Source organism: Streptomyces gobitricini (genome assembly GCF_039532985.1).
Classification (GTDB): Bacteria; Actinomycetota; Actinomycetes; order Streptomycetales; family Streptomycetaceae; genus Streptomyces; species Streptomyces gobitricini.
Window position 1 is genome coordinate 39,380 of record NZ_BAAASR010000005.1, and the last position, 10,612, is coordinate 49,991.

Annotated in this window: 11 protein-coding genes, 1 tRNA gene and 2 pseudogenes; 6 read left to right on the top strand and 8 right to left on the bottom strand. The window is 68.0% G+C overall.

Going from position 1 to position 10,612, the window contains the following annotated elements:
• The first annotated feature begins 212 nt into the window (after positions 1–212).
• Positions 213–1,106, top strand: a complete 894-nt coding sequence (locus ABD347_RS05565; RefSeq protein WP_344357111.1) for a Yip1 family protein — start codon at positions 213–215, stop codon at positions 1,104–1,106.
• A 61-nt stretch (positions 1,107–1,167) separates the two neighbouring features.
• Here ABD347_RS05565 and ABD347_RS05570 read toward each other — a convergent pair whose 3' ends face one another.
• The 3 genes from ABD347_RS05570 to ABD347_RS05580 all read right to left on the bottom strand — a co-directional run bounded on the left by ABD347_RS05570 (position 1,168) and on the right by ABD347_RS05580 (position 2,499).
• Positions 1,168–1,665, bottom strand: a complete 498-nt coding sequence (locus ABD347_RS05570; protein ID WP_344357113.1) for a phosphoribosyltransferase — start codon at positions 1,663–1,665, stop codon at positions 1,168–1,170.
• A gap of 2 nt (positions 1,666–1,667) precedes the next feature.
• Positions 1,668–2,243: a dCTP deaminase gene (gene dcd / locus ABD347_RS05575; RefSeq protein ID WP_228978142.1), complete on the bottom strand. Its 576-nt coding sequence runs from the start codon at positions 2,241–2,243 to the stop codon at positions 1,668–1,670.
• Positions 2,244–2,313: 70 nt separating this feature from the next.
• Complete coding sequence (locus ABD347_RS05580) at positions 2,314–2,499, bottom strand: hypothetical protein (protein WP_344357118.1); 186 nt, start codon at positions 2,497–2,499, stop codon at positions 2,314–2,316.
• 225 nt (positions 2,500–2,724) lie between these two features.
• Here ABD347_RS05580 and ABD347_RS05585 point away from each other — a divergent pair.
• Positions 2,725–2,798: transfer RNA gene (locus tag ABD347_RS05585), tRNA-Gly, on the top strand.
• 51 nt (positions 2,799–2,849) lie between these two features.
• Here ABD347_RS05585 and ABD347_RS30610 read toward each other — a convergent pair.
• Positions 2,850–3,517: pseudogene (locus ABD347_RS30610) on the bottom strand (tyrosine-type recombinase/integrase); the annotation flags it as partial.
• A gap of 184 nt (positions 3,518–3,701) precedes the next feature.
• Here ABD347_RS30610 and ABD347_RS05600 point away from each other — a divergent pair.
• The 3 genes from ABD347_RS05600 to ABD347_RS05610 all read left to right on the top strand — a co-directional run bounded on the left by ABD347_RS05600 (position 3,702) and on the right by ABD347_RS05610 (position 5,898).
• Positions 3,702–5,018 (top strand): hypothetical protein, encoded by a 1,317-nt coding sequence (locus ABD347_RS05600; RefSeq protein WP_344357127.1) that lies wholly within the window; start codon positions 3,702–3,704, stop codon positions 5,016–5,018.
• A gap of 233 nt (positions 5,019–5,251) precedes the next feature.
• Positions 5,252–5,500: a type II toxin-antitoxin system CcdA family antitoxin gene (locus tag ABD347_RS05605; RefSeq protein ID WP_344357130.1), complete on the top strand. Its 249-nt coding sequence runs from the start codon at positions 5,252–5,254 to the stop codon at positions 5,498–5,500.
• The gene (locus ABD347_RS05610) at positions 5,497–5,898 is read left to right on the top strand and encodes a PIN domain-containing protein (RefSeq protein WP_344357132.1); all 402 of its coding nucleotides are present in this window, start codon (positions 5,497–5,499) and stop codon (positions 5,896–5,898) included. The genes ABD347_RS05605 and ABD347_RS05610 overlap by 4 nt, the downstream gene beginning before the upstream one ends.
• A gap of 522 nt (positions 5,899–6,420) precedes the next feature.
• On the opposite strand, the gene ABD347_RS05615 is transcribed toward ABD347_RS05610, so the two are convergent.
• Genes ABD347_RS05615 through ABD347_RS05625 form a run of 3 tightly spaced genes read right to left on the bottom strand, consistent with a single transcriptional unit; the run spans position 6,421 to position 7,818 of the window.
• On the bottom strand, positions 6,421–6,660 hold the full coding sequence (locus tag ABD347_RS05615; RefSeq protein ID WP_344357135.1) for a hypothetical protein: 240 nt from the start codon (positions 6,658–6,660) through the stop codon (positions 6,421–6,423).
• Between the two features lie 23 nt (positions 6,661–6,683).
• Complete coding sequence (locus tag ABD347_RS05620) at positions 6,684–7,424, bottom strand: hypothetical protein (protein ID WP_344357138.1); 741 nt, start codon at positions 7,422–7,424, stop codon at positions 6,684–6,686.
• Positions 7,425–7,461: 37 nt separating this feature from the next.
• Positions 7,462–7,818, bottom strand: coding sequence for a hypothetical protein (locus ABD347_RS05625; protein WP_344357141.1), 357 nt, complete (start codon positions 7,816–7,818; stop codon positions 7,462–7,464).
• 941 nt (positions 7,819–8,759) lie between these two features.
• On the opposite strand from ABD347_RS05625, the gene ABD347_RS05630 reads away from it, so the two are divergent.
• The gene (locus ABD347_RS05630; protein ID WP_344357144.1) at positions 8,760–10,169 is read left to right on the top strand and encodes a condensation domain-containing protein; all 1,410 of its coding nucleotides are present in this window, start codon (positions 8,760–8,762) and stop codon (positions 10,167–10,169) included.
• 369 nt (positions 10,170–10,538) lie between these two features.
• On the opposite strand, the pseudogene ABD347_RS05635 reads toward ABD347_RS05630, so the two are convergent.
• Positions 10,539–10,612: pseudogene (locus ABD347_RS05635) on the bottom strand (fasciclin domain-containing protein); the annotation flags it as partial.

Sequence of the window (10,612 nt, forward strand, 5' to 3'; positions counted from 1 at the left end):
TTTCGCGTGGTCCGGGTCCGAGTCCGGCCGCTTCTCGTGGTCCGGGCCCGGGTCCGGCAGCGCGCTGCCGCGCCCGACCGCACGAACCGGTGCCAGTGCGCCGATTCCCACCCTTGTCCGACCCTTAGGGGATGTCACAGCTCGGCAGCAAAGGGGCTCCTCGTTCCCGGGCCCGTCCACCGGACACGGCCGGACCGGGTACGTTCGATGACGTGGCTGGATTCAGGATCGGACGCGGCCGGGACAACCGCACCCCGCAACAACAGCAGCAGGCGCCCTACGGCGGCGCCGCGGCGCCGCCCCCGTACACGGGGCAGCAGCAGCGGTGGCACCAGGGGCAGCCCCAGGGGCAGCAGCCGTACGGGGAGCCGGAGTACTTCGGCGACCCCTACGCGCAAGGGCACGCCGCCCAGGGGCACGCCGCTCCCCCGCCCGACCCGTACGCGGCGAACAACCCGGGCCACACCCGGGCGTTCAGCATCCACGACGAGGCGTACGCCCCCGGGCCCGAGGCGTACGGCGACGGCGCCACCTACCAGGCCGGCGCCCCCGCCGCCCCGACGGGCCCGCGCCTGCACTGGAAGCAGCTGCTCCGCGGCATCGTGATGCGCCCCGGCCCGACGTTCTGGCAGATGCGCGACCACGCCGTGTGGGGTCCCGCGCTGGTGGTCACGTTCCTCTACGGCCTGCTCGCCCTCTTCGGCTTCGACCAGGCCCGCGAGGAGACGATCAACGCCACCCTCTCCACGGCGATCCCCTCCGTCCTCGTCACCGGCGTCATGTTCGTCGTCGGTGGCGCGATCCTCGGCGCCGTGACGCACACCCTGGCGCGCCAGCTGGGCGGCGACGGCGCCTGGCAGCCGACGGTCGGCCTCTCGATGCTGATCATGTCGATGACGGACGCGCCGCGCCTGGTCTTCGCCCTCTTCCTCGGCGGCGAGAACACCCTCGTACAGGTCATCGGCTGGCTCTCGTGGCTGGCGGCCGGAGCGCTGTTCACGTCGATGGTCAGCAAGTCGCACGACCTGCCGTGGCCGAAGGCCCTGGGCGCGTCGGCGATCCAGCTGGTGGCCCTCCTGTCGCTGATCAAGCTGGGCACCATCTGACGGCACGGAAACGCGGAAGGGCCCCCGCGCCGGCGGGGGCCCTTCGTCGTCCGTCCCGGGGTCAGGCGTCCAGCACCTGGCCGGACCTCTGCACCACCGGCTTCTCGACGCTCCAGGGGAAGTTGATCCAGTCGTCGGTGCGCTTCCACACGTACTCGCACTTCACCAGCGAGTGCGACTTCTCGTAGATCACCGCGCTGCGCACCTCGGCGACCGTGCCGAGGCAGAAGTCGTGCACCAGCTTCAGGGTCTTGCCGGTGTCGGCGACGTCGTCGGCGATCAGCACCTTCTTGTCGCTGAAGTCGATCGCGCTGGGCACCGGCGCGAGCATGACCGGCATCTCCAGCGTGGTCCCGACGCCGGTGTAGAACTCCACGTTCACCAGGTGGATGTTCTTGCAGTCCAGCGCGTACGCCAGCCCGCCCGCCACGAAGACCCCGCCCCGGGCGATGCTGAGCACGATGTCGGGCTCGTAGCCGTCGTCGGCGATGGTCTGCGCCAGTTCGCGGACGGCCGTCCCGAACTTCTCGTAGGTGAGGTTCTCCCGTACGCCACTCATGCTCACACCTGCGTCCGATGGAAGTTCTGGAAGGACCGCGAGGCGGTCGGCCCCCGCTGCCCCTGGTACCGCGATCCGTAACGCTCGCTGCCGTACGGGAACTCGGCGGGCGAGCTGAGCCGGAACATGCACAGCTGCCCGATCTTCATGCCCGGCCAGAGCTTTATCGGCAGCGTGGCGAGGTTCGACAGCTCCAGCGTCACGTGCCCGGAGAACCCGGGATCGATGAACCCGGCGGTCGAGTGCGTCACCAGACCGAGCCGCCCCAGGGAGCTCTTGCCCTCCAGCCGCGAGGCGAGGTCGTCGGGGAGGCTGATCACCTCGTACGTCGACGCCAGCACGAACTCCCCGGGGTGCAGGATGAACGCCTCGTCCCCCTCCGGCTCGACCAGCCGCGTCAGGTCCGCCTGCTCGACCGCGGGGTCGATGTGCGGGTGGCGGTGGTTCTCGAACACCCGGAAGTAGCGGTCCAGCCGCACGTCGATGCTCGAGGGCTGCACCATGGAGTCGTCGTACGGGTCGATGCGTACCCGCCCGGCGTCGATCTCGGCCCGGATGTCCTTGTCTGAGAGAAGCACGCCCCGAGGATACGCAGAGCGCGCGGGCCCGCCCCAATCGGACAGCCCCCGCGCGCTTCCCCGCCCGGCGCTACCGCCGCTGCAGCTCCCCGCCAACGGCCACCGGCACGGCCTGCCGCAGCCGCGCGCACCGCGGACACCGCAGCAGCCGCCCCGGCCCGATCCGGCCGGCTCCGAGCTGCTGCATCGGGAACGAAGCGGTACTGAACACGTGCCCCTCGGCACAGCGGACGACGGTGTGCTCCATGGAGTCCATCAAGTCCCTTCCCCAACGATGCGTGGACGAGAAAGCCACATTAGGGGATCAACAGGACACCACTCCAGGCGGCACTCCGCCCCCACACCGTACGCTCCAACTCCCGCACCCCGCACACGGATCCGTCCCCCACACAGCACAAAGACCCCGCGGCGCGATACACCGGGGGCCTGCCGATAAGGTACAGTGAGCGACGGTACGAACCGGTCCTCCGGTGCGTATTACGCGGGTGTAGTTTAATGGTAGAACATGAGCTTCCCAAGCTCAGAGCGCGGGTTCGATTCCCGTCACCCGCTCCATGATGAAGGCCCAGGTCACGGACCCGGGCCTTTCTTGTTGTCTGGACCACGCTAGGCGTCGCGCACCAGATCCGCACCAGATGGCCGTTCGGCACCCTTCCGGCGGGCGGCGCGCACGAGGTCGTCGAGCCCCCTTGCCACCTCCTGCTGCCGCTGAAGATCCGAGTGCTGGTAGATCAGCGCGGCCTTCTCGGACGACTGCCCAGCGCGGACCATCGTGTCCTTGAACATGGCCCCGGATCGTCCCGCCCCTTCTCGGCGTACCAGTAGAGGTGACGTTCCAGGTCTTCCCTAAGACCCAGGGAGGACCACGGTCTGCTTTCCCGGCGTCCGACTTGGTGTCGCCGAAGGCGCGGCGGCCTGTCGTGAGCTCCGGACCAGCCATGCGGATGCGAAAGGTCAGCTCATCGAGGTCCACGTCCTTGCGGCGCAGCTCTGCTTGTTCCTCCGGCCGGAATGGACCGTACGCCCCGAGAAGATCATCAGTCGCCGGCGCGGCCCCAGCGCACCGGCGAGGGCATCGACCTGGGCGACGGTGGCGATCTGTCGTTCCGCCGCACCTTCCTTTCCAGCACTCCGGAGGCGGCAGGGGTTGCGGCGGATGAGTTCGTCGTAAACAGCGGTCTCCATGACGGCTTTGAGGAGCCGGTAGGGCCGGCGACGGTCGTGGCCGCTCCTGTCAGCGCCAAGCGCTCGGTGGGCGCGGGGCGCGGTTCTGGTCCAAGCCCGCGCCCGCTGCACATGCGTGTGGGCCGACGGCGGACGGGATGGGAGCCGGGATAGGTGGTGGGCAAAGGTGGCTACGCTCCAGGCGAAGCTCAAGACGTCCTCAAATTCATGTAGCTCCCCGCACCACTCCGGGATAATTACGCCCCCAATCATGGAGCCCCCAGGAAGGCGTCAATGGAATTGCTATATGAGATCTTCGCATCCATTGAGGCCGACGTGACACAGCCTTGGCTTGGCATTCCCCTGAAGGTCGCCGTCGTTGCCGCCATACTGCTCGGCGGACTCACAGTCGCCCGCTTCTTGGCCATCAAATTCTGGATTACAGTTAGCGTGCGCGTTGAGCGGCGGATTTGGTTTTCAGACGTCCTGGAATCCGCCAATAAGATCGGCGCTCGTGTGGGGAATCCCGGCTGGCGACGTAATCTACCACGCTCGTGGGCCAATCTGGGGCGAAATAGCCCAGTGTGGCTCCTTCGCTATTCGATGGCACGTCGACTTGTCAGGCAAGTCTCGGTAAAGGAGCTCGAAAGGATGACGAAGAGGAGGAACACTTTAGAGCAGTTGTCGCGGATACCGAAGAGGGTAGTCGATTTTGCTTCTCGGCGATCCTTGGTTCTCCTCGCATCAGGCGCAGCGGTGTATCAGTACGAGCGCCCGGGGAGAACTAGGGGTGATCTTCAGATCATTGTAGATGAAATCCCCCGAGTAGCAGAGCAGAGGACGTGGGTGCCGATCCTGGTCCTGACTGTCGGAGTCTTCGCATTCACTCGCAGCGGAAACTTGATCGACAGGATCAGGGCGAGGGACGAGGCGGCAAAGGATGTGAACCGCATGCTTGCCGAACTCCTTGCCAAGCTCTCCAAATTGGACGTCGCACTACAGGAGGTGCACGAGAACATCAGTGCGTATCGTTCTGCCTACCTTGACGTTGCCTCCGGGGCGGCGGAGTCGGGACGCACATGGTCTCCGGAATTCGGGTTCGAAAGTGATCACTACGGGCCCAGGGTAAGCCTCTACGGCAGGAAATCATTGGAAATCCTCCTTGAGGAGCCAGAATTCCAGAGACTGCAGTGCGCCCTAGAAGCAGTCGCTGACCATTTGACGGACATTCGAGAAAAAGGGATATCTTCGGTAGCTCTCAGGATCCTTTCTCCTGTCTGGGAGGAGCTTTACAACTGCAGGCTCCAATCGCACCTCTACCACTCCACGAGTCGCTACGCCGTAGGCATCGAATATTCGATGCTCGGACTGGGGTGGATGAAGGAACGTCTCGAAACCAAGGAACGCCACTTCAGACGCCTCGCGAAAAAAGATGATCGCGACGACGGCGAACTTGATTCGAAGCTCGTCGAGGAGTCATACCATCTGGATGAACTGATTCTGCAGAGCAGGTTGGCGCACTGCCAGTTGCAAAAGATCGAAAAATTCCTGCTCAAGCGTCTGCACGGCACGTCGCTGACGAAACTGGTCAGTGCCGTAGGGCACAAGTAACTGGCGCTCGGCGTGACCGTCGGTGCACTCACCCTTCTATCGGGTGCCCGCCCGGCCGACGTCATGCTGGCCGGGTTGGCCGGCGACGGGGCGGCATGGCCCTGCACGCCCTAATCCAGTGAGGCGAGCACGCTTGGCACACGACAGAGCAGCACTCCACCACTACAAGCACTGGTCGGAGCTCAGGGCGCCAATCACGGACGACTTCACGCATACTCCAGTATGATCCGAGTATGTCATCGACTACTCGCATCACCGTCACACTGCCCACCGACCAGGTGGCGGAGCTCCGTAGACTCACGGACAACGTCTCCGGCTACGTGGCAGAAGCCGTAGCTCGCCAGATCCGGCACCAGCTCCTGGGCAACGACCTCCGCCGCCACGAGGAGGAGCACGGATCCTTCAGCGACGAGGAGCTTGCCGAGGCCCGCGCGAAGATCTTCGGCTCCACCGGCTCCTCTAAGGGCGCGGACGCCGCGTGAGCGAGCGTATCGAGACCGTCGTCCTGGACTCGGAAGGGCTGTCCGCCTGGATCGCGCAGGACCGCAAGCTCCTCGCCATGCTGCAGGTGTTCCACGACATGGGAGCCGACCTCGTCATCGGGGCGAACACCATCGTGGAAGTCAGCCACTCCCGAACCAACATGCCTCGCCTGAACTGGGCTCTGTCCCGCGTCAAGGTGGAGCCGGTCACCGAACAAGCGGCGAAAGCGGCAGCGGAACTCCTCAAAGACGCCGGACTGCACGGGCACAAATACGCCATCGACGCCACGGTCGCCGAGGTCGCGCTTCGCCAGCCGAAACCCGTCGCTCTGCTGACGTCCGACAGCGACGACATGGCCAAACTCTGCGGCAGCCAGATCCGCATCATTCCTCTTTGACCCGCCAACCCCCAGGCTCTGTTGCACTGCCGCCACCCGTGCCCCATCCGTGCCCAGCGGAGCGGACAACAGCGATCAGGTAGGGCTCCCAGGGACCGTAGCCAACCATCCCGTCCAACAGGAAAAGCACAGGTCAGAGCCCATCCAACGGCCCAAACCACCGGTGATTCCCAAGCTCAGAGCGCGGGTCCGATTCCCGTCACCCGCTCCACGCGAATGCCTCAGGCCATCGGCCCGGGGCTTTGTTGTTGTCCGGACCAGGTCAGGGTTTCTGGGGTGGTGCCTGTGTCAGATCCGTGCCAGATGACGTGGCACCCGCCGCTTCTCGTTCGCGACGTTCTACCGGCGGCAGCTGTACGGCTCACGCCCCAGCACGGCACAGTCGGCATGGCGGAGACCACTGAGCTTGGCGATCTCCGTCCGGGGTCGGGCACTCGGCTGGCGCTCCCCGCAGGAGACGTCTTGACGGGGTGTACGCCGGTCGGTGCGCGCTCATGAGCACAGGGAACCACCCTGCTCTCACTACGCGCCACGGCCCGGAGCGTTCGCTCGCGACGCGTCGGGAGCGGTACGCCTCGTGTACCGACGCCGCAGCCGGTCTCCGGCCTCGCCCACGGCGACGAAGAACGCGGCGGAAGCCGCGCATCCCCACAGAGTGGTCCTCTGGCCGCAAACCGTGGCCAGCAGCCAGAGGGCGGCGGTGAGGATCGCCCACCACGCGGCCAGCGAGGCGAGTTCGGATCGCCGGCGGGTTCTCTTCACAGCGACACCGTACGACCCGGCGCTCATCGGACGCTCACGGGTACCGCGGCATGGCGGCCTCTGCCCCTTCGTTCCCACCGCAGTACTGCCAGGTGGACCGGAGGAAGCATCGCCAGCCATGCTGCCACCGCGACCAGCGGGCCCGCGAGGTCACCGACGATCAGGGCCGGGAGGGTGCAGAGTGCCGCTCCGAACGACTGCTTGCCGCGCGTCACCAAGGAGGCCGGGAGTCCCCACTCCGCATGGTGGCGGGCCCGCGCCAGGACGACGCCGCCCGCGTACAGGGCGTACGCCCCGACCGAGAGCAGCGCCAGCATCAAAGCGGTGACGAACGGCGGCTCGCCGACCGGTGTGTCGGCCGACTGCTGCGTCAAACCGTCCCGGCTGACCGCGGTCGCGTGGTCCCGCCACATCGTGACCGTCACCCGGTCACCTGGGCGCAGACGCTCGAGCAGCGGGTCGGAGTGCCCCATGTCCAACTCACCGGGGACCTCTGGTGGGCCCGTCAGTCGCAGGGTGAACTCCTCGTTCTTGACCTCGTCCCGGATCACCGTGCGCACGACGGTCGCCTCGACCGGACGCAGGCAACCGGCTCCAGCAGCGGCCCGGGGAGCACACGGCACCGCGGCTTCGTACGCCCGCTCGTCATCCATCAGGTCCGGCACGGCGGCCAGGCCCGTCACCGCGAGCAACAGCAGCACGAACCCGGCCAGCGCGGAGCACAGGCCCCACACCCGGTGCCGGACGGCACGCCGACGCACCACAGCCGGAGGCACCGGCAGCCTGAACCCGCCTCGGCCGTCAGCCATGCCGGGCCCCGGTCCGCACCCGGGACGCCGCGGTGAAGACCACCAGAGCGGCCGACACGCCCGCGCCGGTGGACAACGCGTCGGCGATGATCCGGTCCATCTGCGGCCGAAGGGTCTCGAGGAGGCAGAACAGCACGGCGGACCCTGCGACGGCCGCCAGGACACCTGCCGTCCAGTGCCGGTGCCGTACCCAGAACCAGTGCCCCAGCACCATCACCACAGGAGCGGCGGCCGGAAGTGTCGGGTCATCCAGCAGGAAGATGACGCCATGGCCCAGGGCGCATAGCACCCAGCAGGCCATCAGTACCAGTGCCGCCTCGCCCCAGGAGACCGCCTTCGCCGCGCCCATCGCCACCACCTTTCCACCCGTGTCATTGAGCCCTTCGCACGGCGGCGGGGCACATGCGCGCAACCAGCACAGTGGACGCCTACTTCCCTGCCGAGCCACGGCAATGTCCATGAGAAGGCACCTGTGCCCGACCCCGCCCGGTCGGCGACTTCACGGGATGGCGGCGGCCGCCACCGTGCCCATCGACCGACCGTTCCCCCGCACAACGCCACGTCAACGGGTATCGCCGTGCACAGCCCTCGGGGGCGCGTTTGCATAGCCCGCCACCCCTGCGTTCCTTGCATGCTGCCCCGTCCGGCATGCCCGGCTCACCGATACCGCGCGGCAGACCGGCGGACGGGAGGTTGCCCGTGTCCGGCAGGGGCACGCGGTGTGACCGAGGTGTGCTTCGTCCGGTGCCCCGCGATTCAACAGCGACCCTGTCGCCGCTGGTACCGACATGGAACATGTCGGCCCACCTGGCCCGGCTCGAACGGGCCGGCCCCCTCCACAACGGGCTGGTGCTGCGGGTCTACAGCTGCCAGCCGACGCAGGCAGCGCGAGTCTAGAGGAGCGCGCAGAGACCCCGCATCCCCGTTTCTCGCAAGCCGACGCACCAGAGGGGCACTGGACGGAGCGGGAGTCACGGTCGGCAGAGGCCGGTGATCACAACGGGGTGGACCCTCTGCCGTGGCGGCGGCGGGGACGGAGACGCGGACGGGACGGGGAATGGGCGGCGGGGGACGGGGCACGGGGGGGCGGGGCACGGGGAACATACGGAGCCTGCCCACCGCGGCCGCCGCCGCAGGTCCGGCCCGGTACCCCTCGGCATCACTGTTCGAGACAGCCCCCGATCTACTGAAAGGCCGCTGAAAGGCCGGGGCGCCCCATGTACCGGCGGTAGCGTCCGCGAGCGCGGCACTTCCTTGACCGGATCTGCCCCTTTGCGAACGGAGACGCCTGTGCGATTGACCGATGTCCAGCGCTGCGAGGTCCGGCCCGGGCGGCTTGTCGAGTTCGCGCTCAGCCCGGTGACCGTGGCGGCGGCGGCGAAGCTGCCGGACGACTCCCGGCCACCGGCGTACATCCAGGAGTCGCACATCAGGACCGTGCGGTCCGTGCGGAACGACGGCCTGTTCCTCCCGACCTGGCTCGGTGCGGCGTTCGACGTCCCGGGCCCGGTCGATCTCGACGCCCTCCAGGACGCCCTGCGCACCTGGACGCTCCGGCACGAGACGCTGCGCAGCGGATTCCGCTGGGCCGACGGCGAGATGCGCCGGTTCACGCTCGACGCCGATGCCGTGTCGCTGCGCCGCGAGGTGGTCGGTGACTTCCCCGACGTCGCTGAACTGGTCCAGCACCTCCAGGACCGCTTCGACGCGGCGACGTACGCGCTGGACTGGCCGAACCTCATCTACGCGGCGGTCGTACGGGACGACTGCACAAGCGTGTACATGGCCTTCGACCACAGCAACGTCGACGGCCATTCCATCCAGCGCATCCCCGCCGAGATCCACGAGCTCTACACGGCGGCCGTCGAGGGCCGCACCGTGGAGTACGCACCGGTCAGCAGTTACGTCGACTTCTGCGAGATCGAGCGTGCCGACGCGGACCGGATCGACGACACGCACGAAGTCGTCTCCCGGTGGCGGGAGTTCGTCAACCGGTGCGACGGGAAACTGCCGAACCTCCCCGTCGACCTCGGTCTGGCGCCCGACGGCAGTACGCCCGCACAGAAGCTCATGCACGAGATGCTCGTGGACGCGGACGCCGCCGCCGCGTTCGAGGCGTACTGCCGGCCCTACGGCGGAAGCCTCGTCGGCTACCTGGCCGCCACGAGCCTCATCGTCCACGAGATCGGAGGGCAGCCCGTGTACCGCACGGTCGTGCCGTTCCACACCAGGGTGAAGTCCCAGTGGTCGGACTCCGTGGGCTGGTACGTCGGCGGTGCGCCGATCGAGATTCCCGTGGCGGAGGCATCCGACTTCCCCAGCGCCCTGGCCGCTGTGCGCCGCGCGCTGCGGGCGAACCGGTCGCTGGCCCGCATGCCCCTCGCCCGGGTGCTCGGCCTGCTCGGCCCGGACTTCCGTCCGGCATCCCACGACCTCCACTCGGCCGTCTCGTTCCTCGACGCCCGGGGCATCCCCGGCTCCGAACGCTGGGCCGAGTGGAAGGCGTACGGACTGGGCCGGGTGTCGTACGGCGACAAGGTGGGTGTCTGGCTCAACAGGCTCCACGAGGGCCTGTGGTTCGCCAGCCGTTACCCGGACACCGCCGTGGCGTACAAGAACATGCGGCTGTACGCCGAGAGGTTGCGGGACATCATCATGTCGGTGACCGACGAGGAACGCGCTTTGGTCACCGTCACGTGACGTCGAGGCCGCCCGGACTCCGGGCCACCAGGCCCGGCCTTCGACGTCACCTTCACCACCGGTGACGGACTGCCCGTCGACGGGGGGTGGGGTTGGACGAGGGCAGGGCCTGGTCGCACCCGCCCACGAGGAGCCGGCGCCCTGACCGCCGTACCGGCCGGTGGCCGGGCGGGCCGCCGTACCGCGTGGCCCCGGTGGGTCCCGAGGGTTGCGGCGGGTCCCCGGGGGCCCGGACGCGTGGCCGCGTCCGCCTGCACGCCGTCCGCCTGTCCGCCGTCCGCCGTCCGCCTTCCGCCGTTGGACGGCTGCGGGTTCCGGTACGCGCCCGTTCACGGGCGCAAGGGCGCATCCTCGTGGTGCCGCCGGGAGTTACATCGGGGGCATGAGGACGGTGTCGACGATGTGGACCGTGGCGTTGGCCGTGCTCACATTGCCGCACACCA